The 24,774-nt window shown below is 56.9% G+C and carries 22 protein-coding genes; 11 read left to right on the top strand and 11 right to left on the bottom strand.

Translation table 11 applies throughout. The features are described from left to right. Positions 1-85 precede the first annotated feature (85 nt). Together H7U36_RS02380 and H7U36_RS02375 are read right to left on the bottom strand one after the other, a co-directional pair. Positions 86-916, bottom strand: coding sequence for a glycerophosphodiester phosphodiesterase (locus H7U36_RS02380; RefSeq protein ID WP_033125611.1), 831 nt, complete (start codon positions 914-916; stop codon positions 86-88). A 42-nt stretch (positions 917-958) separates the two neighbouring features. Beyond that, entirely contained in the window at positions 959-1,897 is a 939-nt protein-coding gene (locus tag H7U36_RS02375) for a diacylglycerol/lipid kinase family protein (RefSeq protein ID WP_033125612.1), read from the bottom strand. A gap of 188 nt (positions 1,898-2,085) precedes the next feature. On the opposite strand from H7U36_RS02375, the gene H7U36_RS02370 reads away from it, so the two are divergent. Together H7U36_RS02370 and H7U36_RS02365 are read left to right on the top strand one after the other, a co-directional pair. Then, positions 2,086-2,703, top strand: coding sequence for a hypothetical protein (locus tag H7U36_RS02370; protein ID WP_033125613.1), 618 nt, complete (start codon positions 2,086-2,088; stop codon positions 2,701-2,703). A 56-nt stretch (positions 2,704-2,759) separates the two neighbouring features. Continuing rightward, positions 2,760-3,707 (top strand): type II CAAX endopeptidase family protein, encoded by a 948-nt coding sequence (locus H7U36_RS02365; RefSeq protein WP_138302838.1) that lies wholly within the window; start codon positions 2,760-2,762, stop codon positions 3,705-3,707. Between the two features lie 23 nt (positions 3,708-3,730). On the opposite strand, the gene hydF is transcribed toward H7U36_RS02365, so the two are convergent. From hydF to hydE, 3 genes are read right to left on the bottom strand one after another with little or no spacing between them, the layout of a single operon-like run. Further along, a complete protein-coding gene (hydF, locus tag H7U36_RS02360) occupies positions 3,731-4,999 on the bottom strand; it encodes a [FeFe] hydrogenase H-cluster maturation GTPase HydF (RefSeq protein WP_191493953.1) in 1,269 nt (422 codons plus the stop codon). A 55-nt stretch (positions 5,000-5,054) separates the two neighbouring features. Then, the gene (hydG, locus tag H7U36_RS02355) at positions 5,055-6,476 is read right to left on the bottom strand and encodes a [FeFe] hydrogenase H-cluster radical SAM maturase HydG (protein ID WP_033125633.1); all 1,422 of its coding nucleotides are present in this window, start codon (positions 6,474-6,476) and stop codon (positions 5,055-5,057) included. A gap of 49 nt (positions 6,477-6,525) precedes the next feature. Then, complete coding sequence (gene hydE / locus H7U36_RS02350; RefSeq protein WP_330637005.1) at positions 6,526-7,584, bottom strand: [FeFe] hydrogenase H-cluster radical SAM maturase HydE; 1,059 nt, start codon at positions 7,582-7,584, stop codon at positions 6,526-6,528. A 301-nt stretch (positions 7,585-7,885) separates the two neighbouring features. Here hydE and H7U36_RS02345 point away from each other — a divergent pair, with 301 nt between their 5' ends. After that, positions 7,886-9,121 (top strand): MFS transporter, encoded by a 1,236-nt coding sequence (locus H7U36_RS02345; RefSeq protein ID WP_205155654.1) that lies wholly within the window; start codon positions 7,886-7,888, stop codon positions 9,119-9,121. A gap of 1 nt (position 9,122) precedes the next feature. On the opposite strand, the gene H7U36_RS02340 is transcribed toward H7U36_RS02345, so the two are convergent. Both H7U36_RS02340 and H7U36_RS02335 read right to left on the bottom strand, forming a co-directional pair. After that, positions 9,123-10,289 carry an aminotransferase class I/II-fold pyridoxal phosphate-dependent enzyme gene (locus H7U36_RS02340; protein ID WP_205155653.1) on the bottom strand — a complete coding sequence of 389 codons (1,167 nt, stop codon included), beginning with the start codon at positions 10,287-10,289 and terminating at the stop codon, positions 9,123-9,125. Then, complete coding sequence (locus tag H7U36_RS02335; protein ID WP_033125637.1) at positions 10,286-10,777, bottom strand: Lrp/AsnC family transcriptional regulator; 492 nt, start codon at positions 10,775-10,777, stop codon at positions 10,286-10,288. Before H7U36_RS02335 ends, H7U36_RS02340 begins: the two co-directional genes overlap by 4 nt. Positions 10,778-10,904: 127 nt before the next feature. Here H7U36_RS02335 and H7U36_RS02330 point away from each other — a divergent pair, with 127 nt between their 5' ends. Both H7U36_RS02330 and H7U36_RS02325 read left to right on the top strand, forming a co-directional pair. Continuing rightward, positions 10,905-11,594, top strand: a complete 690-nt coding sequence (locus tag H7U36_RS02330; protein WP_033125638.1) for an anaerobic ribonucleoside-triphosphate reductase activating protein — start codon at positions 10,905-10,907, stop codon at positions 11,592-11,594. A gap of 166 nt (positions 11,595-11,760) precedes the next feature. Next, positions 11,761-14,148, top strand: a complete 2,388-nt coding sequence (locus H7U36_RS02325) for a ribonucleoside triphosphate reductase (protein WP_191493883.1) — start codon at positions 11,761-11,763, stop codon at positions 14,146-14,148. Positions 14,149-14,178: 30 nt separating this feature from the next. On the opposite strand, the gene H7U36_RS02320 is transcribed toward H7U36_RS02325, so the two are convergent. Then, positions 14,179-15,438 carry a Glu/Leu/Phe/Val family dehydrogenase gene (locus tag H7U36_RS02320; protein ID WP_033125640.1) on the bottom strand — a complete coding sequence of 420 codons (1,260 nt, stop codon included), beginning with the start codon at positions 15,436-15,438 and terminating at the stop codon, positions 14,179-14,181. Positions 15,439-15,831: 393 nt separating this feature from the next. On the opposite strand from H7U36_RS02320, the gene H7U36_RS02315 reads away from it, so the two are divergent. Further along, positions 15,832-16,305 carry an Lrp/AsnC family transcriptional regulator gene (locus H7U36_RS02315; RefSeq protein WP_033125715.1) on the top strand — a complete coding sequence of 158 codons (474 nt, stop codon included), beginning with the start codon at positions 15,832-15,834 and terminating at the stop codon, positions 16,303-16,305. Here the strand turns inward: H7U36_RS02315 and H7U36_RS02310 are convergent. Next, a complete protein-coding gene (locus H7U36_RS02310) occupies positions 16,275-16,718 on the bottom strand; it encodes an Rrf2 family transcriptional regulator (protein ID WP_033125641.1) in 444 nt (147 codons plus the stop codon). The genes H7U36_RS02315 and H7U36_RS02310 overlap by 31 nt on opposite strands. A 211-nt stretch (positions 16,719-16,929) precedes the next feature. Here H7U36_RS02310 and H7U36_RS02305 point away from each other — a divergent pair, with 211 nt between their 5' ends. After that, the gene (locus tag H7U36_RS02305) at positions 16,930-17,691 is read left to right on the top strand and encodes a 4Fe-4S binding protein (protein ID WP_205155652.1); all 762 of its coding nucleotides are present in this window, start codon (positions 16,930-16,932) and stop codon (positions 17,689-17,691) included. A 75-nt stretch (positions 17,692-17,766) separates the two neighbouring features. On the opposite strand, the gene H7U36_RS02300 is transcribed toward H7U36_RS02305, so the two are convergent. Together H7U36_RS02300 and H7U36_RS02295 are read right to left on the bottom strand one after the other, a co-directional pair. Next, the gene (locus H7U36_RS02300) at positions 17,767-18,234 is read right to left on the bottom strand and encodes a GNAT family N-acetyltransferase (RefSeq protein WP_205147735.1); all 468 of its coding nucleotides are present in this window, start codon (positions 18,232-18,234) and stop codon (positions 17,767-17,769) included. Between the two features lie 133 nt (positions 18,235-18,367). Then, positions 18,368-18,967: a TetR/AcrR family transcriptional regulator gene (locus H7U36_RS02295; protein WP_033125644.1), complete on the bottom strand. Its 600-nt coding sequence runs from the start codon at positions 18,965-18,967 to the stop codon at positions 18,368-18,370. A 224-nt stretch (positions 18,968-19,191) separates the two neighbouring features. On the opposite strand from H7U36_RS02295, the gene H7U36_RS02290 reads away from it, so the two are divergent. The 4 genes from H7U36_RS02290 (at position 19,192) to H7U36_RS02275 (ending at position 24,703) form a co-directional block, all read left to right on the top strand. Then, the gene (locus tag H7U36_RS02290; RefSeq protein ID WP_205155651.1) at positions 19,192-21,348 is read left to right on the top strand and encodes a Tex family protein; all 2,157 of its coding nucleotides are present in this window, start codon (positions 19,192-19,194) and stop codon (positions 21,346-21,348) included. A gap of 12 nt (positions 21,349-21,360) precedes the next feature. After that, entirely contained in the window at positions 21,361-22,173 is an 813-nt protein-coding gene (locus tag H7U36_RS02285; protein ID WP_033125646.1) for a helix-turn-helix domain-containing protein, read from the top strand. A 306-nt stretch (positions 22,174-22,479) separates the two neighbouring features. Next, on the top strand, positions 22,480-23,382 hold the full coding sequence (locus H7U36_RS02280; protein ID WP_243426673.1) for an alpha/beta hydrolase: 903 nt from the start codon (positions 22,480-22,482) through the stop codon (positions 23,380-23,382). Between the two features lie 19 nt (positions 23,383-23,401). Beyond that, positions 23,402-24,703: an SLC13 family permease gene (locus tag H7U36_RS02275; RefSeq protein ID WP_138302845.1), complete on the top strand. Its 1,302-nt coding sequence runs from the start codon at positions 23,402-23,404 to the stop codon at positions 24,701-24,703. The last annotated feature ends 71 nt before the right edge of the window (positions 24,704-24,774 follow it).

Genomic DNA, 24,774 nt, shown 5'->3' with positions numbered 1-24,774 from the left:
CATGATCTCCATATAAAAGTTATATTTCCAGTTCAATCGGATTATAACACGAAAAAAATTATTCAACAAGGCGCTTCACTGTTTCTTAATAAAATTCAGCTTCTTTTTCAAAAATCTGCATTTCATACCCGGAAATACCTCTTCTCATGGCGTTTTCAGAGTTCAGCGTCCACACTGCGACAGGCGTCCGGAAGAGGACCCGGCACAGCCAGACGCCTGGCTCCGGCAGATCCTTCAGCTTATAGGAGATGAAGTCCGGCCTGCCCAGGAAATTGGACAGCATGTGCTTCACAAGGAACCGCAGGATGTAGGGCGCCGTGTCGTCGTCCGCCGTCAGGTTGGAGGACAGCTGGCCTCTCAGGATGTGGGGCGCGTGGAGTCGGAACCAGCGAAGCCCCAGCGTGTTGAAGGACTGGATCAGGCAGGGGCCTTTGTAGCCTTGCAGGAGCTCGCAGGTCTTCTCGCAGAGCTTCATGGATCTGCCGGGTAGCTTTAGCTCGATGAGGAGGGGAACCCGCCCGTCTACACAGGAGAGCACGTCGGCAAGAAGAGGGATCCGCTCGGCCGTGTGCTGGAGAAACAGCTGCTTTAACTCGCTGTAGGTGTGGGACTCCACGGAGCCGGGAACCCCGCAGACCCTCTCAAGCGTGTCGTCGTGGAAGACGGCCACCTGGCCGTCTTTTGTCAGGTGCACGTCCAGCTCGATGCCGTAGTGGCAGTCCAGGGCGGCCCTGAAGGCGGCCAGGGAGTTCTCCGGGATTTTCCTGGCCGCACAGTGGTAGCCCCGGTGGGCAAATTTGGTCTTCATGAACCTGCGCATCTCCTGCAGCCGGGACCGGCGGGGGGAGATGGAGAAGAGATACAGGGCCGCCCCGGCCGCCAGCAGGGCGATGAAGATCAGAAGATAGATGGACATGGTATTTCAGGCTTCCTTTCTTTTGGTGCGTTGTCTTCAGTTTCAGGAGCGGGAGGACGCTCTTCCGGGCACGATGACCCGCAGGCGCTCCGGCAGCAGGGAGATATCCATCTGCCGCTGAAGGAACACAGGCTCTCCGTCGGTGTGGACGGGGAGGGCCGTGTCGCTCTCGATGTGGATCTGCCTGCAGGAGCGGATGCAGATGCCGGAGGCTTTCGTGTGGGCGGCCTTCTGCGCCAGGAGCAAAAGGAACACCGCCTTAAGGCGGGATATGCCGGACACCGCAATGACGTCCAGCCTGTCATCGCAGGGGTTCGCGTCCGGGCAGAATTTAAAGCCTCCGCCCTCGTAGGGGTGGTTCATGGCCGCCACAAAAAGCGTGTCCGAAAAGGTGCGGGCAGACCCGTCATCCAGTGTGACAGTGACCCTGGCAGGCCGCAGGAAGTGGAGCCTGTCCAGCGCGATCAGCGCGTAGGTCAGCTTGCCCAGGTGCAGTCTGTTCAGGACCGGCTTCAGCCGGGAGATCACCGCCTGGTGGCAGACTGCCGCGTCAAAGCCGAGTCCGGCGCTGACCGCAAAGCGCTTGCTGTGCCCGCTGTATACAATATTTCCTATATTCATATCCGCGTACGCCGGGGGATCCAGTACGAGGGACAGAGCCTCCCCTGGATCGGAGGGGAAGCGGAAAAATCTGGCGAAATCATTTCCAGAGCCGACGGGGATATAGCCCAGCGTGGTGGCGGAAAGGTTCTGTATGCCGCCTATGACTTCGTTTACTGTGCCATCTCCCCCAAGGACCACGATGGTATGGATCTTCCCGTCCGCCGTGAGTTCCCGGGCCAGACGGGTAGCGTGGCGCTGACAGCGGGTCAGATACGCCCTGTAGGGAACGCCCCGCTCCCTGAGGATCGGCTCCAGGCTCTCCCAGACCTGCCGGCCCAGGCCGGAGCGGGAGGCAGGGTTTATGATGAAGGTATACATGGTTTTCTCCTTTGTGTGGGAGCATTTCTTTAAAGGGATGCTCCGCCATTCAAGATTATACCGCGAAAAATGGCAGCAGGCAAGGCGTATGGTTTCTTGACATACCTCTTCCGGGGTGCTATATTAAAGAAAATTGTATACATAATAGGAAGGGCGGCAGAGCGTGCTCTGCCAGAGGGGAAAAGGTTATGTTCAGAAAAAGGATACGTCCGGCCCAGGAGGAAATGAGAGGAACCGCTTTTACCATTATTTTCGTACTGGTCTGGTATGCGGGCCTGATGCGGGGCATCGCGGGCGGCGGATTTCAGAGCGCTTATCTTCTGTTTCTGGTGGCCGGGCTTCTTCCTGTGTTCACCGCGGTGCAGGGCGTCAGGAGGGCTCTGTTTTACCGCAGGCAGGGACGGGAGATCAGGGAGTTCGGCAATGCAGCCAGAGGCCGGATCGTGAATGTCATCATGAAGAGCGCACCCTATGAGGACAGCCATCACAGGACCAGGTACCGGAGGTACTATGTGCTGGAGGCGGAGGTGCCGGACCCGGTGACAGGGGTTGTAAACCGGATCGAGAGCCCTGCCTACAGCCGCCCCATCCACCGCTATCTGGCGTCCCCGGAGGTGACGGTATACACGGACAGAACCGGCTGGAAGCACTATATGGATGATTTCCAGTGGAAGGAGAGAAAGAGCGATCCTGGGATTTTCGAGGAAAACAGGGTGTTTGACGAGTATGGCAGGGGGGCTGTGTTCGGCAAGGCTCTTGTCATCCTGATCATGCTCCTGATGCTCTACAATATAATTTTTCACTAGAATCTGACGGAACAACAGAAACAGCAGAACAGAAGAAAGAAGAGGATTATTTTATTATGGAAAAAAGACATTTAAGGCCCTGGATGGCCGTCCTGTTTGTACTTGCATTTGCGCTGGATATCTTTGTGGTGAGCGGATTTTTGGGCCTGTGGTTCGGGGTGTGGGGCACCCTGCTCCACGAGCTTTTGCTGGCTCTTTTGGCAGTCCTTCTGGCGGCCCTGTTCCGGGCGGACCTGCGGAGAGTCTTTCCCTTTAAATGGCCCCGGGCCTCCAAGGTGGCGGGCACGCTGATCCTGTGGCTTGGCACCTTCCTCGCGGCTATGGCTGTGACCATGCTTGTGTCCTACTTCTTTCCCCAGGAGGTGCTGGGGGCCGGCCAGGGTGTGCAGGATATTGTGGTGAGCGTCCCTGTGCTGCTGGCCTTGTTCCTGGTGGCCCTGACGCCTGCCGTTTGCGAGGAGATGGCCTTTCGGGGAGGCTTTCTTGGCTGTCTGCGGGGCATGAAGAGCAAGTGGGCCGGCATCCTCATCGTGGCTGTGGTGTTCGGCGCTTTCCACGGCAGTGTGTGGAGAATGATCCCCACCGCTATCCTGGGCGTGGCCCTGGGGTATCTTCTGGTGGAGACGGACAACCTGTTTTACAGTATGCTCTTCCACTTTGTCAATAACGCGGTGCCGGTGCTGCTTCTGGGGCTTTTGTCCCTCATGCCGGTGCAGGAGAGCACAGGGGACATAGAGGCGGTGCAGACAGCTATGTCGAGCCATCTGCCCCTTTTTACCGTGGCGGTCTATATGCTGTACGCCTGCGGAGCGCCCTTCCTCATCTATATTGGCCGTTATCTGATCCACAGGGGGCAGCCCGGATATGACCGGGGACTGTTCCCCAGGGAAAAAAGAAAGACGCTGCTCGCCCTTCTGGGGATCAGCGCCTATATTCTTGTGATCGGTGTGGTCATGTTCCTCGCGTCCTTCGGCGCCATCATGCGGGGCCTGATGCCCTACTAGAGTCAGCGCCCTGCCGGAGCCTGTCAGAGACTGCCCGCAAGGGGAGCCAGGCTCCGCTCCAGTATCCCGTTCATGTGGGCGATGGCGATGCCGTAGTTGGTCATGGGGACGCCGGTGTCCTTTGCGCAGGCCATCCGGAATTTCATTTCCCGCTCGTTCAGCATGCAGCCGCCGCAGTGGATGATTACCCGATAGCCGGACAGATCCTCCGGGAACTCCGTCCCGCTTGTGAAGGAGAAGGACAGATCCTCCGTACCTGTGAGGCCGGTGTGCCGCCGGATGAGGGCGGGCAGCTTGACCGTGCCGATGTCCCCGCACTGCCTGTGGTGGGTGCAGCCCTCGCAGATCAGCACATGGTCTCCTTTTTTCAGTGTATCCAGAGCCCTGGCGCCTTCTGCCAGGGCTTTTAGATTGCCCTTGTACCGGGCAAAGAGGATGGAGAAGGAGGTGAGGGGGATCTCCGGGGGCACCACCGAGGAGACGTAGGCGAAGGCCTGGCTGTCGGTGATGACGAGGCTGGGCGTCAGGCCCGGCTTTCCGTCCTTTCCCTCCAGCGCCGCCTTAAGCTCCGTGTCCCGCACCGCCAGGGCAAGAGCTCCTGTGTCCAGGATGTCCCGTATGGTCTGCTGCTGGGGCAGGATGAGCCGGCCCTTGGGGGCAGCCTTGTCGATGGGGATGACGAGACAGACAAGATCCATGGGGGAGAGAAGGTCTCCCACGATGCGCCGGCTCTCATCTTCCTTTGGCGCCAGGGCAGCGATCCGCTCCTTCAGCTCCTGTATCCCCTGGCCGGTCTTCGCGCTGACAGGCAGCGCAGAGACAGCGGTTCCTGACGGGGCTTCTGCCTGACTGGCTATGTTGTTTTTGAGGGCAGCAGAAGCTTCGGCTGTCTCCGGGAGGAGATCCGCTTTGTTCACGGCGACCAGGCAGGGAATGTGTTTCTCCTGGATCCGGGCAAGGATCTGCCGGTCCTCCTCTGTCAGTCCGGCGGGGCCGTCCACCACCAGGACAGCGATGTCGGTCTTGTTCAGCATCTGGTAGGCCTTCTGGATGCGCAATTTCCCCAGTTCTCCCGTGTCGTCCAGGCCCGGCGTGTCGATGAGCACTACAGGCCCTAAGGGCAGCAGCTCCATGGCCTTTGTCACCGGGTCGGTGGTGGTGCCCTTGATGTCCGATACAATGGCCAGGCTCTGGGAGGTGAGGGCGTTGATGAGGCTGGATTTGCCGGCGTTACGCCGTCCGAAGATGCCGATGTGTGTCCGCTCGGCGGAAGGGGTGTTGTTTAAGCTCATATTTCTCCTCCTGTAAGGTTCTTCTGTCAGTGTTTCCAGTTGCTGAGGGAACCGGTCAGAAGCGGAAATCCCGCCGGTTGTTCTCGCGGATGAGGCGGAGATTTTCCTCCACCACGGCCCGGGCCTTGGGGTTTGGCACGTTCTGGATCTCCCGGTCAATGAGCCGGTCGCCGATAGCCTTTGTCTCCGGGGAGGCGTAATCCATCAGGTACTCCTCCAGTGTCATGAGGGCGTTGGGATGGCAGCAGTTCTGGATCTGTCCGCTCTTGCACAGGGACATGAAGCGGTCGCCGGTGCGGCCCTCCCGGTAACAGGCTGTGCAGAAGCTGGGGATGTAGTCCATCTCCATGAGCCAGCGAACCACCTCGTCCAGGGTGCGGCTGTCGATCACGTCGAACTGCTCGGACCGTGCGTCCTCCGGCTCCGGCTCGCAGTAGCCGCCTACGCTGGTGCGGGAGCCGCCGCTGATCTGGGAGATGCCCAGGTGGAGAACCCTCTCCCTGCACTTTTTGCTCTCCCGGGTGGAAATGATCATGCCGGTATAGGGAACGGCAATGCGGATGCAGGCTACTATCTTGGCAAAGGTCTCGTCGTCAATGCCGTTTTTGAAGGAGCTGGCATCGATGTCGTCCGCATCCCGCAGGCGGGGCACGCTGATGGTGTGGGGGCCTACGCCGAAGGCAGCCTCCAGGTGCTCCGCGTGCATGAGAAGGCCGGTGAACTCATACCGGTATTTATCCAGACCAAAGAGGACGCCGATGCCCACGTCATCGATCCCGCCCTCCATGGCCCGGTCCATGGCTGTGGTGTGGTAGTCATAGTCGTGCTTGGGGCCTGTGGGGTGGAGCTCAAGGTAGCTTTCCTTGTGGTAGGTCTCCTGGAAGAGGATGTAGGTGCCGATGCCGGCCTCCTTGAGGAGACGGTAGTTGTCCACTGTGGTGGCGGCAATGTTGATGTTGACTCTGCGGATAGCGCCGTTTTTGTGTTTGATGCTGTAGACAGTGTTGATGCTGTCCAGGTAGTAGTCCATCGTGTTGCGTACCGGATCCTCGCCAGCCTCAAGGGCCAGGCGCTTGTGTCCCATATCCTGGAGGGCAATGACCTCCCGCCGGATATCCTCCTGTGAGAGCTGCTTGCGGGGGATGTGCTTGTTCTTCAGGTGGTAGGGGCAGTAGGTGCATCCATTGATGCAGTAGTTGGACAGATAGAGGGGGGCAAACATGACGATGCGGTTGCCGTAGAAATCCTTCTTGATCTGCTCTGCCAGCCGATAGATCTCCTGGTTCTTCTCCTCAATGTCGCAGTCCAGCAGAACGGCGGCATCCCTGTGGGAGAGCCCCTTTCTCTTTTTGGCTTTCTCCAGGATTTCGTCTATGAGGGCCTCATTGTGTTTATTCTCCTCCGCAAAGGCCAGCGTCTCCAAAATCTCCTGGTGGTTGATAAAGTCGTCCGGATGTGTGGAATTTACATCATACATTTTTAAAATCCTCCTTGCTGTAAATCCTCCCCTGTGGGGCGGGTTTTATTTACTCCTGATCAGGGCAGGGACGCCAGTCGCCCCGGCAGACCGCAATGCGGCAGCCGGTCTGCTCCACGCGCCGGGACAGATCCGCCAGTCCCTCTGCGGACTCGGCGCCAGTGTTCAGCTTGTTGTCGTAGAGGGAGTAGTCCTTCCTGTGATCCCTGGGGGACAGGTTGGGCATGACCACGTTGGCCCCTGCCAGAATGCCCAGCTCCCGCCCTCCGTCTCGGATGGAGCCGAGGGCGGTGGTGGCAGGCAGAAGGACGTCCGGCAGCATGAGCCGCAGAAGACCCAGCATGTACAGCGTCAGCTCCAGCGAGCCCGCTTCTTCCCCGGCAAAGGGCGTGTCCCTGTGGGGGATGAAGGGGCCGATGCCTACCATGTGGGGCCCAAGCTCCTTCAGAAAGAGCATGTCCTGTGCCAGGTGCCGGGTTTCCTGGAAGGGGGAGCCCACCATAAAGCCGGCCCCCACCTGGTAGCCGATGGACTTCAGGTCCAGGAGGCAGGCCTTCCTGTGAGCGGCGCTCAAAGACGGCGGATGGAGCTTTGCGTAGTGGTCGCTGCTGCTGGTCTCGTGGCGCAGCAGGTAGCGGTCCGCTCCGGCGTCAAAAAAGGCCCGGTAGGAGTCGTGCCCCCGCTCGCCGATGGAGAGGGTCAGCGCGCAGTCCGGAAATCCGGCCTTGATGCTCCGGATGAGACAGACCATCCTCTCGTCTGTGAACCAGCCATCCTCCCCGCCCTGGAGCACAAAGGTGCGAAATCCCAGCTCATAGCCCTGGCGGCAGCAGTCCAGGATCTGGTCCTGGGACAGCCGGTAGCGCTGGACGTGAGAGTTGCTCTTTCGGATGCCGCAGTAGTAGCAGTCGTTCCGGCAGTAGTTGGTGAACTCGATGAGTCCCCGGATGTAGACATCCTTCCCGTAGACGGCCTGCCGCACCTGCCGGGCCAGGCCAAAGAGATACTCCGCTGTCTCCGGGGTGCGCCCGTCAATGACCCGGACCCACTCCTCCCCGGAGAGGGCCCGCTCCCTGTGCAGTTTGTCGATCAGTGTCTCAGTGTCCATAATCCTCCTGTCTGTCCTCTGCGGCATAAAAATAGTCTGCACCCGAAGGCGCAGACTAAAAAAGTATAAAATACTCCCGCTTGTCCATTTGTAAATGCGCCTTTTTGCTCAGGTGTCACCCTTTACAATCAGTACGTAAATTTGATTCATTATACCATACCTGTAAAAAAATAGAAACACTTTACAGGAACTTAACTTTTTTCTGTTTGCAAATTGACAAACCGGGGGTATACTTGTATAGATGTAATTTTATGAGAACAGGGCGGCATGGACCGCGCTGTGCAAAAGGAGAGAACGGAAAATGAAGAAATATACATCCCTGGAAAAGGCGTGGATCCTGTACGACGTGGGCAACTCTGCCTTCACCCTGCTTGTGTCCACCATCATTCCCATCTATTTTAACTACCTGGCAGAGGAGGCGGGGCTGTCCTCTGTTACATATCTGGCCTACTGGGGGTACGCAGCCTCCGTGGCCACCCTGGCGGTGGCTTTTATCGGGCCTGTGTTCGGCGCTGTGGCGGACACGAAGAACTACAAGAAGCCGGTCTTTCTGGCTACCCTTCTGGTGGGAGTGATCGGGTGCGTGGCCATGGGCATCGCCGCCACCTGGCTGAGCTTCCTGGTCATCTTTGTGATCGCCAAGATCGGATATTCCTCCAGCCTTGTGTTCTACGACTCCATGCTCCACGACGTGACAGAGAAGGACAGGCTGGACGATGTCTCCTCCCAGGGCTATGCCTGGGGCTATATCGGAAGCTGTATCCCCTTCATCGTCAGCCTGGGGATCGTGCTGGGAGCCGGGAGCCTGGGGCTCTCCATGCAGACGGCCATGGGGATCTCCTTCCTCATCGTGGCGGTCTGGTGGTTCCTGGCCACCACACCGCTCCTGCGGAAATACCGCCAGATCCACTATGTGGAGAAGGAGCCGGGCATGGTCAGCGAGAGCTTTGGCCGGCTGTGGCGCACTCTGAAGGAGCTGGCAAAGGACAGGAAGATCCTCATTTTCCTGGTGGCTTACTTCTTCTACATTGATGGAGTCTACACCATCATCGACATGGCCACGGCATACGGGACGGCTCTCGGACTTGACACCACCGGGCTCCTCCTGGCTCTCCTGGTGACCCAGATCGTGGCCTTCCCATCGGCTATTGCCTTTGGAAAGCTGACAAAGAAGTATCCTTCTGCAAACCTGATCACAGTCTGTATCCTGGCCTACACAGGCATCGCCATCTTTGCCCTGTTCATGGAGAGCCAGTTCCAGTTCTGGATCCTGGCGGTCTGCGTGGGACTCTTCCAGGGCGGCATCCAGGCCCTGTCCAGATCCCACTTTGCCAAGCTGATCCCGCCGGAAAAGTCCGGTGAGTACTTCGGCCTTCTGGACATCTGCGGCAAGGGGGCGTCCTTTATCGGCACCACCCTTGTGGGCGTGGTGTCCCAGCTTACAGGCAGCACCAACCTGGGCGTGTCCGTGCTGGCGGTTGTGTTTGTGGCGGGACTTTTCCTGTTCCGGATGTCTGTGCGGAGGATGAGGGTGTAAATTATCCCCGCAGCCGGCTGACGAACTTCTCCAGCCGTCCGAGGGCTTCCTTTAAATCCGCCAGAGAGTAGGCGTAGGAGATACGGAGGAACCCTTCTCCGCAGTCGCCGAAGGCAGTCCCCGGCACGACGGCCACCTTTTCCTCCTGGAGTAGGCGGGTGGCAAATTCCTCGGAGGTCATGCCGAACTCCCGGATGGAGGGGAAGGCGTAGAAGGCGCCATAGGGCTCAAAGCACTCCAGCCCCATCTTCCGGAACTCGTTCATAAGGAAGCGGCGTCTCTGGTTGTAGGACTCCCGCATCTGCTCCACGTCCCTGCCGCAGTTTCGCAGAGCCTCCACAGCTGCGTACTGGCTGGTAGTGGGAGCGCACATGATGGCATACTGGTGGATCTTGGTCATCTGCTCTACGATGGGAGCGGGTCCGCAGACATAGCCCAGACGCCAGCCGGTCATGGCAAAGCCTTTGGAGAAGCCGTTGATGACCAGGGTTCGGTCCCGCATGCCCGGCAGAGATGCGATGGAGCAGTGCGCTCCGTTGTAGGTCAGTTCAGAGTAGATCTCATCGGAGACTACATAGAGGTCGTGCTCGATGACAGCCTGCGCGATGGGCTCCAGATCCTCCCGGGTCATGACCGAGCCGGTAGGGTTGTTGGGGAAGGGGAGGACCAGGATCTTCGTCCTGGGTGTGATGGCTGTCTCCAGCTCTTCCCGTATCAGCTTGAAGGCGTTTTTGTGCTGCAGGGGGATGGTTACAGGAACTCCGTCTGCCAGCACGGCGCAGGGCAGGTAGGACACATAGCTTGGCTGGGGGATGAGCACCTCGTCCCCGGGATCCAGCATAGCCCGAAAGGCCAGGTCAATGGCCTCGCTTCCCCCCACGGTCACCAGCACCTCACTGTTGTAATCGTAGTTTACATGGATGGTCCGCTCCAGGTGCCGGCTGATCTCCACCTTCAGCTCTTTGAGCCCCGCGTTGGATGTATAGAAGGTGCGCCCTCTCTCCAGAGAGTAGATACCCTCCTCCCGGACTCGCCAGGGGGTGTCAAAATCAGGCTCCCCTACGCCCAGGGAGATGGCGTCCTCCATCTCGCTCACAATGTCGAAAAACTTCCGGATGCCGGAGGGAGCCAGGGCAGTGGCTTTTTTAGATAATGGGTTTCTTGTCATGGTGTGATCAGCATCCTTTCTCCTTTAGATGGTTTTGCCAGGACGGTTCCGTGGTCTTTGTATTTTTTCAGAATAAAATAGGTGGCAGTGCTGATGACCTCGTCGATAGGGGACAGCTTGCCGGAGACAAAATGTGAGATCTCCTGCAGGGTGCGGCCCTCGATGGTCACAAGCAGGTCGTAGCCGCCGGATATGAGGTACACGGCGGAGACCTCCGGGTAGTTGTAAATGCGCTCCGCTACCTTGTCAAAGCCCTGATCCCTCTGGGGGGTGACGCGCACCTCGATGAGGGCGTTGACGAGGGATTCGCCCGCTCTGTCCCAGTCGATCAGTGTGTGATAGCCGCAGATGATATGTTCCTTTTCCATGGCCGCCACCTCGTTTGCGATGGTCACCTCATCGGTGCCCAGAAGCACGGCCAGCTCGCTTAGGTCGATCCTGCTGTTTGTCTCAAGTGTGAGAAGGATCTGTTTTCTGATTTTGTCCATGTAGTCTCCTCCTTCAGTCATTTCATGATATACGCTCCATTATAAGCCTCATTCCGGTTTTTGTCATTCCTCATTTGAAAAAAATATGCTATAGTAGTGCATAAATATGAGGAGGAGGCGACAGGTCATGGTCATTTGCGGCATACAGAAGCTGACCCTTCTGGACTATCCGGGCAAGGTGGCGTGCACGATTTTTACCGGGGGATGCAATTTCCGGTGCCCCTTCTGCCACAACAGGGATCTGGTGACAGGAGAGGCGGAGAAGACTGTAGCCGGGGAAGAGATTTTCCGGTTCCTGAAAAAACGGCAGGGCATACTGGAGGGAGTGTGCATAAGCGGGGGAGAACCCCTCCTGCAGCCGGATCTGGAGGAATTTATCCGGGAGGTGCGCTCTCTCGGATACTGCGTCAAGCTGGACACCAACGGGAGCCTGCCGGACCGACTGGAGTACCTGGCGGGGCAGGGACTTCTGGACTATGTGGCCATGGACCTGAAGAACTCGCCGGAGCACTACGGAAGGACTGCGGGGGCGCCCCTGTGCGATGTGGAGCGGATTGACAGGAGCATCCGCCTCCTCATGGGCGGCGACATTCCCTATGAGTTCCGCACCACAGTAGTGCGTGAGTTCCACCAGAGAGCGGACTTTGAGGCCATGGGAAAATGGATCGAGGGGGCAGACCAGTATTTCCTCCAGCAGTTCGTGGACTCCGGGCATGTACTCGCTCCCGGCCTCCACGCCTACGACAAAAAAATCCTCCTCCAGGCGCTGGAGATCGTCAAAAAGTACGTGAAAACCGCGCAGCTCCGGGGAGTGTGACTATTACGTAAAGAATACATAACAACAATATATTGTGCGTGACAGGGAAAATACAACACAATATATTGTTGTTTTTGTTGACTGCGCTGGACTGTGATGCTATGATAAAGAGGTCGGAACGAAAAAATTGAGCGAAGCCAAACAGATAAAAAGGGGAGGTTGTCACATGTACCAGGTTGTAAAGAGAGACGGCCAGATCGCAGACTTTGACATAGCCAAGATCAGCGCGGCCATCACAAAGGCCTTTGAGGCACAAAAGAAGCAGTATCATCCCACCATCATCGATATGCTGGCGCTGAAGGTGACGGCGGATTTTGAGCCAAAGATCAGAGAGGGGCTTGTCCAGGTGGAGGAGATCCAGGACAGTGTGGAGCGGGTGCTGGTCCAGGCGGGCTACGCGGACGTGGCCAAGGCCTACATTCTCTACCGGAAGAACAGGGAGAAGATCCGCAATCTGAATTCCACCATGCTGAACTACAAAGAGATCGTGGATAACTATGTCAATATCAACGACTGGAGGGTGAAGGAGAACTCCACGGTCACCTACTCTGTGGGGGGACTCATCCTCAGCAATTCAGGAGCTATCACAGCCAACTACTGGCTTTCGGAAATCTACGACGAGGAAATCGGACAGGCCCACAGGAACGCGGACATCCATATCCACGACCTGTCCATGCTGACCGGCTACTGCGCGGGCTGGTCCCTGAAACAGCTGATCCAGGAGGGGCTGGGAGGAATTCCGGGAAAAATCTCCTCCTCCCCGGCAAAGCACTTAAGCGTGCTGTGCAACCAGATGGTGAATTTCCTCGGCATCATGCAGAACGAGTGGGCCGGAGCCCAGGCATTTTCCTCCTTTGACACCTACCTTGCGCCCTTTGTAAAGACGGATCACCTGGACTACGAGGGTGTGAAAAAGTGCATAGAGTCCTTTATTTACGGTGTCAATACGCCCTCTCGCTGGGGAACCCAGGCGCCTTTTTCCAACATCACCCTGGACTGGACGGTGCCGGACGACCTGGCGAACCTGCCGGCCATCGTGGGCGGAAAGGAGATGGATTTCACCTACGGGGACTGCAAAAAGGAGATGGACATGATTAACAAGGCGTTCATTGAGATCATGATCGAGGGGGACGCCCACGGGAGGGGCTTCCAGTATCCCATCCCCACCTACTCCATCACCAGCGACTTTGACTGGTCTGACACGGAGAACAACCGGCTTCTCTTTGAGATGACGTCCAAGTACGGCACACCCTATTTCTCCAACTACATCAACAGCGACATGGAGCCAAGCGACGTGCGCAGCATGTGCTGCCGTCTCCGCCTGGATCTGCGGGAGCTGCGCAAGAAATCCGGCGGCTTCTTCGGCAGCGGGGAGAGCACAGGCTCTGTGGGCGTGGTCACCATCAACATGCCACGGCTTGCCTACCAGTCGGAGAATGAGGAGGAGTTCATGGAGAGGCTGGACCACCTGATGGATATCTCCGCCAGATCCCTCCACGTGAAGAGAACGGTTATCACAAAGCTCCTGGAGGGAGGGCTCTACCCCTACACAAAGCGGTATCTGGGCACCTTTGAGAACCATTTTTCCACCATTGGCCTTGTGGGCATGAACGAAGCGGGGCTGAACGCAAGGTGGATCAGAAAGGACATGACCCACCCGGAGACCCAGGAATTTTCCAAGCGGGTACTGAACCACATGCGGGAGCGCCTGTCAAGCTACCAGGAGGAGTACGGCGACCTCTACAACCTGGAGGCCACCCCGGCGGAGTCCACGGCCTACCGGTTTGCCAAGCATGATGTGGAGCAGTTCCCGGACATCATCACAGCGGCGGAGGGGAACGGGACACCCTACTACACCAACAGCACCCATCTGCCGGTGGGGTACACAGAGGACATTTTCGATGCCCTGGACATCCAGGATGAGCTGCAGACGCTGTACACCTCGGGAACCGTCTTCCACGCCTTCCTGGGAGAGAAGCTTCCCTCCTGGAAGTCGGCGGCGGCCCTGGTGCGAAAGATTGCGGAGAACTATAAGCTCCCCTACTATACACTGTCCCCCACCTACTCCATCTGTAAGGATCACGGCTACATTGCGGGCGAGCACTACACCTGCCCGGAGTGCGGACAGAAGACGGAGGTCTACAGCCGCATCACCGGCTACTACCGCCCGGTGCAGAATTGGAACGACGGAAAAGCCCAGGAGTTCAGGGACAGAAAGGTCTACGACCTGAGCCACTCTCATTTCCACGCCCATGACCAGGGGGATGAGATGCAGGGAGAGATGGAAGAAAAAACGACAGCGGGAGAGAATTACGAAGCTTTGGCGGCCCCTGTGAAGCTGCTCTTCACTACCAGGACCTGCCCCAACTGCGCCATCGCAAAGCAGGCGCTGGAGGAGGCCCACATCGAGTACAGGGTGGTGGATGCCCAGGAGCACAAAGACCTGGCAAAGAAGTACCGGATCATGTCCGCGCCGACTCTGGTGGTGATCGGAGAGAACGGGGTGGAGAAGCTGACCAATGCGTCCAGCATCAGGAAGTACGCGGAAGGATAAACAGGACGGGTAAAGATGAAGGGGATCTTTTTACGGAAAGATCCCCTTCATCTTTTCTGCTGTGACCAGCTTCCGCAGGGCCACGATGTAGGCCGCCATGCGGAGCGTGCAGTGACACTCATCCACAACGTCCAGAAGGCTCTGGAAGGATCGGGTCATGAGCTTTTCCAGCATTTCGTTTACCTGGTCACGGTCCCAGGTCAGCTCCTGGATGTTCTGCACCCACTCAAAGTAGGAGACGATGACGCCGCCGCTGTTGGCGAAGATATCCGGTATGAGGGTGATGCCCCGCTTTTCCAGGATGGCGTCCGCCTCCTCGGTGGTAGGGCCGTTGGCGGCCTCCACGATGAAGGAGCAGTTCAGTTTGCCGGCATTTTCCGCTGTGATCTGATTTTCCAGGGCGGCGGGAACGAGCACATCGCACTTGCAGGTCAGGATCTCCTCGTTGGAGATATGCCGGATGCCCGGCGCGCTGTAATCCTTCAGAAGAGCGCCCTCCTGATCCAGAAAGACAGAGATGGTGTCGATATCCAGTCCATCCTCGCAGTAGAGACCGCCGGAGATGTCGCTGATGGCGATCACTTTCACGCCCCTGTGGTAGAAGATGCGGGCCGCATTGGCGCCCACATTTCCCATCCCCTGGATGGCGACGGTGGTACCGGCAAGTCCGCGTCCCTGCTGTGCCAGGAGGAGCTTGGTGCTGATGACCACGCCCCGGCCGGTGGCGGAATTCCTTCCCTTTGAGCCGCCCAGTTCCACAGGCTTGCCGGTCACCACGCCGGGACAGGGATGCCCTTTCAGCTGACTGTAGGTGTCCAGCAGCCAGGCCATGGTCTGGGGATTGGTGTTCACGTCGGGAGCGGGGATGTCTGTGTCGGACCCGATGATGGGGGCGATGGCAAAGGTGTACCGCCGGGTCAGGTTTCTCAGCTCTCTTCTGGAGAGGGTGTGGGGATCCACCTGGATGCCGCCCTTGGCGCCGCCGTAGGGAATGTCGGCGACCGCGCACTTCAGGGTCATCCATGTTGCCAGGGCCTTCACCTCATTTAAATCGCAGTTCTGGTGATAGCGGATGCCGCCCTTAAAGGGGCCGCGGATATTGGAGTGCTGTACCCGGTATCCCTCGAAGACCCGGACCGTGCCGTCGTCCATTTCTACAGGTAGATATACCTTGATTTCCCGCTGGGGATTTTTCAGGATCTCAAACATGGACTGGTCGATGTGTCCCAGCTCCATTGCCTTGGTCATGGTGTCGATTACATTGGTATAGGGATCGTATGTATGTGACATGTTTTTTCTCCTTCACTGCTTTTTGCTGCTGCGCATCAACTGAAAAAAATGGTAAGACTTTGAAAATCAGGAGTCAATGGGGGGAGAAAACAACGAGAAAGATTTACTTTTTTTACTGAAAATGTTTTACTTTGAAACAATCTGACGCTTGATACTTAAAAAAATTAAACCTGAAAGGTGGAGCTTAAAATCAAAGCCCGATTGACAGGAGAGCGCGCCGGTGCTATGCTTGGCGTATAAAAATATAAAATCTGACAGCAACATGAATTTGAGACGCAAGGGTGTGTCCGCGGGGGAAGTGCGGATACGCCTTTTTTATTTTGCGGGGAAGATCCCGGCTGTATGCTGACGGCAGGACAGAGAACAGGAGGAGAGCGCATGAAAAATGACAAGCTGGACGCAATAGACAAGGTGATTTTGGACATTCTGCAGGAGAACGCGAAGACGCCCCTGAAGGAGATAGCCAATAAGGTCTACCTCTCCACGCCGGCCGTGTCCGCCAGAATAGAGAAGATGGAGGAAAAAGGATTTATCACTGGCTACCACGCCCAGATCGACCCGGTCGCTCTGGGGTATCACATCAAGGCGCTGATCAATCTGGAGGTGGTGCCTGAGGACAAAAAGGAATTTTATCCCTTTGCGAAGGCCTGTCCCAATGTGATCGAGTGCAACTGCGTCACCGGGGACTATTCCATGGTGTTGGAGGTGCTCTTCCCCAGCACAGTGGAGCTGGATCAGTTTATCGGGGAGCTGCAGCGCTTTGGGCGGACCAAGACGCTGATCGTGTTCTCCACCTCTGTGGAGCACAGGGGGATCACAGCGGAGGTGCGGGAGGATCAGGAGTCCGGCTCCTCCACCCTCCTGTGAAAATCCTCGATCATGGACTCCAGGGTGATTCCCTTCATTGTCTTTTTTATAGCTTCCTCAATCTCCTGGTAGGGACCCTGCAGAACCAGGTGGATGTTCTGGGCGACCGGACATTTCCGGTCCGCGCAGGGATGGATCCCGATGAGGGAGGAGAGGCCGTCCGGCTCAAGAGCCTGGTAGATCATGTATAGTGTGATGTCGGCGGGGGACATGCAAAGCTCGGCGCCTCCGGCACCCCGGGCGACGGTGATGATCCCGGCTTTCTTCAGGGCGCTGAACACATTGCGGATCACCACCGGGTTGCAGCCTGTGCTCTGGGAGAGCAGAGTGCTTGTCACCCTGGCCTTTCCCTTCGCTTCATATATAAAAATCAGGCAGTGTACTGCCACGGAGCATTTCATGCTGATCTGCATCTTTCCATCCTCTCTCCATAATTAAAACGGTGTTGTTCATTGGCATTCATATAGCTTCCTGTAACAGGGACAGGGGGGGGTGTAAATGTTGATTTTACATCTGGCCTGTGCTATACTGTACAAAGATGTAAATGTTCAATTTACATTATCTTATTTTATACATTTTGAAGCGGATTTGCAAGTGTAAGAGATTGACAGGAGGAGATGTGAGATGAAACTTTATGAGATTTGCTTCAGCCCCACAGGAGGAACGAAGAAGGCAGCGGATATTCTGGCGGGAGAGCTGGCCAAAGAGACAGAGAGCGTGGATCTGACAGACAGCAGGGCAGATTTCTCCGGCATTTCTCTGGAGGAAGAGGATGTGGCGGTGATCGCAGTTCCGTCCTACGGCGGACGTGTGCTGGGGACAGCGGCCGGGAGACTTGGGGCCATCAGAGGGAATGGCGCAAGAGCGGTTCTTGTCTGCGTGTACGGCAACCGGGCTTACGAGGATACCCTGGTTGAACTGCAGGATATCGCAAAGCAGGCGGGCTTTCGCGTGACAGCCGCGGTGGCCGCTGTGGCGGAGCACTCCATTGCCCGGCAGTTCGCGGCGGGCCGTCCGGATGCACAGGACAAGGAGCAGCTGCAGGGCTTTGGAGGGAAGATCCGGGAGAAGCTGGACGCAGGAGACGCCTCAGAGCCGGCGGTTCCGGGCAATCGCCCCTACAAGAAGGAGGGCGGAGCCGGCATGACGCCGAAGCCCACAAAGGACTGCGTGAAATGCGGCCTGTGCGCTGCGAAATGTCCGGTGCAGGCCATTGATAAGAATGACCCCAAAAACGTGGACAGCAAGGCCTGTATTTCCTGCATGCGCTGCGTATCCGTCTGTCCTCACTCCGCCCGGAAGGTGAGCGGCGTCATGCTGGCCGCCGTGGGCGCTATGCTGAAAAAAACGTGCTCTGAGAGGAAGGAGTGCGAGCTGTACATTTAATATGTGGCAGATCTGCCGGAAGGGACAGAAAGGAGCAGGCGTCCTCCCCCAAAGAGGGCGCCTGCTCCTGTGTTACTAAAAGTCCTTGCACATCTGATAGTAGGGGAGTTCCCCGTATCCCAGCCTCTCGTACAGGGAGATAGCCCGGGTGTTCTCCTTTGTGACCTCCAGACGGATACGCTTTACATCCGGATAGTGCTCCTCGATCCACCGGAAGACCTTTGTGCCGCAGCCCTTTCCCCTGGCCTCGGCTTTCAGATACAGCTCGTCAAACCAGATCTGCTCTCCGCCGGCCTCGTTGTTCCAGGAAACGGTGAAATGGGCATAGCCCAGGGTGACAGCTTCCGCCTGTGGGTCATTGACTTCCTGTTCCTCCAGGATCAGGACTCTGACGCAGGGGTTTCCTGCCACGGCCTCTGCCAGTGTACGCCGGAAGTTCTCTTCCGGGACTGTGTGAAGGCAGGCGGGACTGTTGTAAAAGTCCTTCATCATTTCCAGGATGACTGCCTCGTCTTTTTTCTCCATTGTTCTGATGATCAGCATAATCGATAACTCCTTTGCCCGGCACTTTTCGTGTTCTGTGCCGGCGTCTGCCCCCATCATATCACGGGGATCAGGGGAAAGCAAGAGCCCCGGCTGCCATGAGGAGCCGGGGCCGGATTATGTACTATGCATTTCAGAAAAGTCCATCCAGGTAGGTGGTGAGAAGACGGCGCATATTGCCCTCAAAGTCAGATTTCCCTATCTTCAGGCACCAGTCGAACACCACGCCGATGACAATGGTGCGGATGTCGCTTGTGACTGCCTCGAGAGGATACTTCAGCTGGATCGCGCCGGCCTCCAGGGCCCGCTGCAGATAATTCTGAACCGTGACGATGGGGTAGGGGCGCTCGGTCCGGATGTCCGGGTTCAGGGACTGGTTTTTTGGCGTGTAGTAGTTGGACACAAAGTCCAGGCCCAGCTCCCGGCAGTATTTCACGTAATTCAGATAGACGTGTATGATGGCTGTCTTGGCCTCCTCCGCGTTGGCGGGCAGATCCAGGCAGTCCGCGTCCACGCTGGGCTGCTCCTCGATGTAGTAGGACAGAAGGTCGTCCTTTGTCTTGAAGTGGTGGTAGAAGCTGCCATTGGACACGCCGGCCTCCTCGCATATATTTTTGATGGACAGCCCCTCGTAGCCCTTCTTGCGAAGGATGGTCTTTGCGGCCTGGAAGATCCGGTCCTTTGTCTCCTTTGACTTCTGCTGCTGTCTGGATAATTCCTGTGTTTCTCCCATATTAATAAATCCCCTTTGTGTGATACTGTTTCTTTTTTGTATCATAGCATATTTCCGGGGCAGTTTCAAGAAAACAGAGTGAACTCGGTATTTTGTCTCTCGTTGCGCGTCTGTCCTGTTTCCGGTATAATACATATTATACATGCCTGACGGGCCGGTTCCCCTGGGGCTGGCGCCGGGCAGCTTTGACTGATATATGATAGGAAATGAGGAATAGCAGGAGAATGGACATTAATCAGAAGATCACAGAGGAACTGGGAGTGAAGAGATGGCAGGTGGATGCCGCTGTAAAGCTGATCGATGAGGGGAACACCATCCCTTTTATCGCGCGTTACAGAAAGGAGGCCACCGGCACCCTGGACGACACCCAGCTTAGGACTCTCCACGAGAGGCTCCAGTATCTGCGGGGGCTGGAGGAGAAAAAGGAGCAGGTCCTGTCCACCATCGAGGAGCAGGGCAAGCTGACGGAGGAGCTGAAAAAGCAGATCCTCTCCGCGCAGACCATGGTGGAGGTGGAGGATCTGTACCGCCCCTACCGGCCAAAGAGAAGGACCAGGGCCATCATCGCCAAGGAGAGAGGGCTTGAGCCCCTGGCGGCCTTCATCAGTCTGCAGAGCGCAAAGGAGCCTCTGGAGAGGGAGGCGCAAAAGTATGTGGATCCGGAAAAGGAGGTGGCTTCCCCGGAGGAGGCCATCGCCGGGGCCAGGGACATCATCGCAGAAAATATTTCTGACGACGCGGACTACAGAAGCCATATCCGGAAGCTGACAAGGCAGAAGGGCAGGCTGGTGTCAAAGGCGAAGGACGAGGAGGCGGAGTCTGTGTACGAGATGTACTATGACTTCGAGGAGCCGGTGACAAAGCTGGCGGGGCACCGGATCCTGGCCATCAACAGGGGGGAGAAGGAAAAATTCCTCACCGTGAAGATCGAGGCGCCCCAGGAGGACATCCTCCGGTATCTGGAGAAGAAGACCATACACAGGGACAACCCCTACACCTCCCCGGTGCTTAGGGAAGCGGTGGAGGACAGCTATAAGAGGCTCATCGCCCCTGCTATCGAGAGGGAGATACGAAGCGAGCTGACAGAGAGCGCGGAGGACGGGGCCATCCGGGTGTTCGGGAAGAACCTGGAACAGCTCCTCATGCAGCCGCCTATCGCAGGACGTACGGTGCTTGGCTGGGATCCGGCCTTTCGGACGGGCTGCAAGCTGGCGGTGGTGGATCCGACAGGCAAGGTTATCGGCACTACGGTGATCTATCCCACGGCGCCTACCACGCCCCAGAAGATAAAGGCTTCCAAGGATCTGCTGAAAAAGATCATCCCCAAGTACAATATCTCCCTGATCTCCCTGGGGAACGGCACCGCCTCCAGGGAGTCGGAGCAGTTTATCGTGGAGCTTCTGAAGGAAATCCCCCAGAAGGTGGAGTACGTCATTGTCAGCGAGGCTGGCGCCTCTGTGTACTCGGCCAGCAAGCTGGCCTCCGAGGAGTTCCCCAGGTTCGATGTGGGGCAGAGGAGCGCCGCCTCCATCGCCAGGAGACTCCAGGATCCGCTGGCGGAGCTGGTGAAGATCGATCCCAGGTCTATCGGCGTGGGCCAGTACCAGCACGACATGAACCAGAAGAAGCTGAGCGACGCCCTCTCCGGTGTGGTAGAGGACTGCGTGAACAGAGTGGGCGTGGATCTGAACACGGCCTCTGCGCCGCTTCTTGCCTATATATCAGGCATCAGCGGCGCTATCGCGAAGAATATTGTGGCCTACCGGGAGGAAAACGGCCGGTTTACGGACAGAAGGCAGCTTTTGAAGGTGCCGAAGCTGGGGCCAAAGGCCTTTGAGCAGAGCGCCGGATTTATGCGTATTACAGGAGGGGACAATCCCCTGGACGCAACGGCGGTCCACCCCGAGACCTATCAGGCGGCCGGGGAGCTGCTGAGCCGGCAGGGCTTCACACCGGAGGATGTGGCCGGGGGAAGGCTGACCGGTCTGTCCCTCACCATCCGGGACTACGGGAAGCTGGCCGGGGAGCTTGGCATCGGCGAGCCTACCCTGCGGGACATCGTGAAGGAGCTGGAGAAGCCGGGACGGGATCCCAGGGACGAGATGCCAAAGCCCATCCTGCGCACGGATGTGCTGGAGATGAAGGATCTGAAGGAGGGCATGGTCCTGAAGGGGACTGTCAGGAACGTCATTGACTTCGGTGTGTTCGTGGACATTGGCGTGCACCAGGACGGGCTGGTCCATATTTCCCAGATCACGGACAAGAAGTTTATCAAGCATCCCCTGGAGGTGGTCAGCGTAGGGGATATTGTGGATGTGAAGGTCATGAGTGTGGACCTGAAGAAAAAGCGGATCCAGCTGACCATGAAGGGAATTTCGTAAGAGGGAAGAGAAATGAGCGAGAAGACCATAGGGACGCTGTCAAAATTTACCGGCATCCCCGCCCACACAATTAAATATTATGAGAAGATCGGACTTCTCTCCTCCAACCGGAAGGAGAGCTCCAACTACCGGTCCTACGACATGCGGATCTGTACGGACATCTACGAGTGTGTGAAATACAGAAATATGGGCTTTCCCCTGAAGGAGACAAAGGAGCTGGTCAAGGAGGCCGGCGACCGGCGGCTGGATGAGCTTCTGGATGAGCGGGAGAGCCAGATCGAGGAGGAGATCCGTGCCCTTACAGAGCAGAAGAGAAGGCTGGAGATTTTCCGCAGGGAGATCCGGGAGCTGGAAGGACGCCTGGGAAAATGGTATATAGAGGAGTGTGGAGATTTCTATTTCCGCTCCCAGACAAAGGAGCTGGACTATGACGGCGGAGACTATCTGGAGGCGGACGGGCTCAACCTGTCCACCCTTCTGCCTGTGAGCAAGACCACTGTGCACATGGAGAGGGAGTACCTGCGGGGGGAAAAGAGGGGCTACTCCTGGGGCATGGGCATCTTTCCCGGGGAGGACCGGGAGTGGATCCGGGAGAAGAAGGGCTACCGCTATGTCCCGGCAGGCAGAGCCTTTGTGATCTATCTGAAGATCACCGGCCCCTATGTGTCGGACGGGACCATGGCGGAGGAGATCGGCCGCTATTACAGACTGCTTTGGCCCGGCACGCCATCGGAGGCCTTTGGGATCCGGCTGAAGATCACCTTTGACGAGAACGGGAACGACTGGAATTATTTCAAGATCTTTATTCCTCTTGAAGAGAAATAGGGACTCCTTTTCCGGTCAGAGCGGACAGGACACAACCTGGAAGTTACTTCCAGGTTGTGTTTTTTTGTGAATAAAACAAGACGCAGGGAGGGGAAGAAATTGTGAAATTATAGAAAATACAAACAAAAATTTTCGGTTTAAGCGAAATTCTATAGATTATGAGAATGGAAAACAGATTGACATGAAAGTTGGAGATAGTTATAAAATTAACAATATCAAGAAGGTGCGACACAAAAGAGAGACATAAGAAAAGAAAAATATGAAGAGAAAGGAATGGAGAAAATGACGCGCGAAGAAGTAAAAAGCATGGATTTTGAAGCCTTCAAGGCGGCGCTCCCCACTATGGAGGACGTGCATTATCTGGAGGCGGACGGCACAGAGGTATACGGTATCTACAAGCATGATGTGTGCTACATGGAAAAGGACGGCATACAGCGCACTCTGCAGATGATCGTGCCGGAGATGAAGCCGGACAAAGGCTACACCTACCCGGCAGTCCTGTATGTACAGGGATCTGCCTGGATGAAGCAGGACAACTACAAGCGCCTGGGTGTGATGGCAAGGCTGGCCCAGCGGGGCTATGTGACGGCCATCCTCCAGTACAGAGAGAGCTCTCTGGCTTCCTACCCGGCGCCGGTGGAGGACGCCAAGACGGGCGTGCGCTTCCTCAGGATGCACGCAGAGGAGTACCACATTGATCCGGAGAACATTGTGATCATGGGTGACTCAAGCGGCGGACACACGGCTCTGGCAGCAGGACTCACCGCAGATGACGACTGCCTGGACGGGGGGATCTACCCGGAGGTGTCCTGCGGCGTGAAGGCCATCGTGGATCTCTACGGCGTGACCGATATCTGCCAGAAGGGCGATTTCCCCACCACTCCCAACCAGGGCGAGGCGGACAGCCCGGAGGGCATGCTCATCGGCGGCAACAATGTGTACGAGCACCCGGAGCTCTCAGGCCCGGTCATCCTGACAAACTATGTCAGGGCAGACAAAGAGATCCCGCCGATCCTGATGATGCACGGGATCGCGGACGATATGGTCTCCTACAATCAGAGCGTGCGGCTGTACAAGAAATTTCTGGAGGAGGGCAAGGACGTGACCCTGTACCTTGTGGAAAACGCGGGCCACGGGGATATTGCTTTCTGGACAGAGAAAAATATGGATATTGTGGAAGGATTTATCCGGAAACATACCGGCAGATAAACAGGAGGGGCGGTAGAAAATGAATACAATATTGTTAATGGCCATTATTCTGATCTTGATCGTGGTGGCCACAGTTATAACGAAAAAGGTTCCCTTTAACTTTGTGCTTCTCATCGTGCCCATTGTCTGTGCCCTCATCCTGGGACACAGCGTGGAGGAGACCAGCACCTTTGTTGTGGAGCAGCTTTCATCCATGATGCAGTCGGCAGGCTTCATGCTTCTGTTCGCATTTCTGTATTTCCAGATGCTGACAGAGGCGGGCGTGTTTGACACTATCGTAACGGCAGTGACGACAAAGCTGGGACACAAGATGAACGTCATCGTGATCATGATCCTGACCACCCTGATCGGCGGCTTCAGCATCCTGACAGGTAACTTCACACCTGCCTACCTGATCACCTTCCCCATCCTTGTGCCTCTGTACAAGAGATTTGATTTTGACAGGGAGGCGGCCTTCATCATCGCCCAGACAGCTATGTCCGCCCTGTGCTTCATCCCGTGGGGCATCGGCATGGCCTACACAGCCTCCTCCGCAGGGCTGGACGCCAATGAGCTGGCGGCAGCCTCCATGCCCTGGGGCCTGTGCTTCATCCCGGCCATCATCCTCCAGTGGATCTACTTTGGCCTGCAGCACAAGAAACGTGTGGGAACCTTCCAGGCAGTGGCTGAGGTGGAGACCGCTGAGGAGAAGAAGGAGGAGAACCCGAACCTTCGCCCGAAGCTCTTCTGGGTCAACCTGATCATCTTTGTGATCGCCCTGGTGGCCCTTGGCGTGTTCGGCATTGCGCCCTACTTCGTGTTCATCGTGGCCACGGTTGTGACCGCCATGCTCAACTACCCGAAGAACTTTGGCGAGATATTCGCCAAGGTGGGCCCCATGTACCTGAATATCCTCATCATGCTGATCGCCATCAACGTGTATCAGGCTGTGTTCAACAACACCGGAATGGTGGGAGCTATCTCAGACGCGCTCATGCAGTTCTGCCCTGAGTTCCTGCTCCGCTACATCCACATCATCCTGCTGCTCCTGTGCGTGGTGATCATATACGTGATCCCCTTCCAGATCTTTAACGCACTGTACCCGATCTTCATTTCCATCGGGGCAGGCTTTGGGATCCCGGCCGTGGCAGTCATCGCACCCTTTGTCTGCAACCTGTCACTGGCTACCAGCTCCACGCCGACCAACTCATCCACATACACTGGCTGCGCGCTGACGGAGACGGAGGTACAGCACTTCTGCAAGAAGGCAGTGCCCATCCAGACCGTGACCAACGCGGTGGTCGTGCTGACAGCGGTGATCTTCGGGGTGCTGCAGCTGTAGTACTGAACATATCGCAGAATTATATTAAGAAATGGAAAGGCTCCTGCCGGATGTGGCGGGAGCCTTTTGCA

It is taken from the genome of Faecalicatena fissicatena (genome assembly GCF_016900595.1).
Classification (GTDB): domain Bacteria; phylum Bacillota; class Clostridia; order Lachnospirales; family Lachnospiraceae; genus Claveliimonas; species Claveliimonas intestinigallinarum.
Note: the sequence above shows the minus strand (reverse complement) of the source record. Positions and strands in the feature narration are given on the sequence as shown.

Coding starts and splice junctions, on each gene's coding strand:
- H7U36_RS02380 (WP_033125611.1), bottom strand. CDS start 916: ATGTCCATCTATCTTCTGATCTTCATCGCCCTGCTGGCGGCCGGGGCG.
- H7U36_RS02375 (WP_033125612.1), bottom strand. CDS start 1,897: ATGTATACCTTCATCATAAACCCTGCCTCCCGCTCCGGCCTGGGCCGG.
- H7U36_RS02370 (WP_033125613.1), top strand. CDS start 2,086: ATGTTCAGAAAAAGGATACGTCCGGCCCAGGAGGAAATGAGAGGAACC.
- H7U36_RS02365 (WP_138302838.1), top strand. CDS start 2,760: ATGGAAAAAAGACATTTAAGGCCCTGGATGGCCGTCCTGTTTGTACTT.
- hydF (WP_191493953.1), bottom strand. CDS start 4,999: ATGAGCTTAAACAACACCCCTTCCGCCGAGCGGACACACATCGGCATC.
- hydG (WP_033125633.1), bottom strand. CDS start 6,476: ATGTATGATGTAAATTCCACACATCCGGACGACTTTATCAACCACCAG.
- hydE (WP_330637005.1), bottom strand. CDS start 7,584: ATGGACACTGAGACACTGATCGACAAACTGCACAGGGAGCGGGCCCTC.
- H7U36_RS02345 (WP_205155654.1), top strand. CDS start 7,886: ATGAAGAAATATACATCCCTGGAAAAGGCGTGGATCCTGTACGACGTG.
- H7U36_RS02340 (WP_205155653.1), bottom strand. CDS start 10,289: ATGACAAGAAACCCATTATCTAAAAAAGCCACTGCCCTGGCTCCCTCC.
- H7U36_RS02335 (WP_033125637.1), bottom strand. CDS start 10,777: ATGGACAAAATCAGAAAACAGATCCTTCTCACACTTGAGACAAACAGC.
- H7U36_RS02330 (WP_033125638.1), top strand. CDS start 10,905: ATGGTCATTTGCGGCATACAGAAGCTGACCCTTCTGGACTATCCGGGC.
- H7U36_RS02325 (WP_191493883.1), top strand. CDS start 11,761: ATGTACCAGGTTGTAAAGAGAGACGGCCAGATCGCAGACTTTGACATA.
- H7U36_RS02320 (WP_033125640.1), bottom strand. CDS start 15,438: ATGTCACATACATACGATCCCTATACCAATGTAATCGACACCATGACC.
- H7U36_RS02310 (WP_033125641.1), bottom strand. CDS start 16,718: ATGCAGATCAGCATGAAATGCTCCGTGGCAGTACACTGCCTGATTTTT.
- H7U36_RS02305 (WP_205155652.1), top strand. CDS start 16,930: ATGAAACTTTATGAGATTTGCTTCAGCCCCACAGGAGGAACGAAGAAG.
- H7U36_RS02300 (WP_205147735.1), bottom strand. CDS start 18,234: ATGCTGATCATCAGAACAATGGAGAAAAAAGACGAGGCAGTCATCCTG.
- H7U36_RS02295 (WP_033125644.1), bottom strand. CDS start 18,967: ATGGGAGAAACACAGGAATTATCCAGACAGCAGCAGAAGTCAAAGGAG.
- H7U36_RS02290 (WP_205155651.1), top strand. CDS start 19,192: ATGGACATTAATCAGAAGATCACAGAGGAACTGGGAGTGAAGAGATGG.
- H7U36_RS02285 (WP_033125646.1), top strand. CDS start 21,361: ATGAGCGAGAAGACCATAGGGACGCTGTCAAAATTTACCGGCATCCCC.
- H7U36_RS02280 (WP_243426673.1), top strand. CDS start 22,480: ATGGATTTTGAAGCCTTCAAGGCGGCGCTCCCCACTATGGAGGACGTG.
- H7U36_RS02275 (WP_138302845.1), top strand. CDS start 23,402: ATGAATACAATATTGTTAATGGCCATTATTCTGATCTTGATCGTGGTG.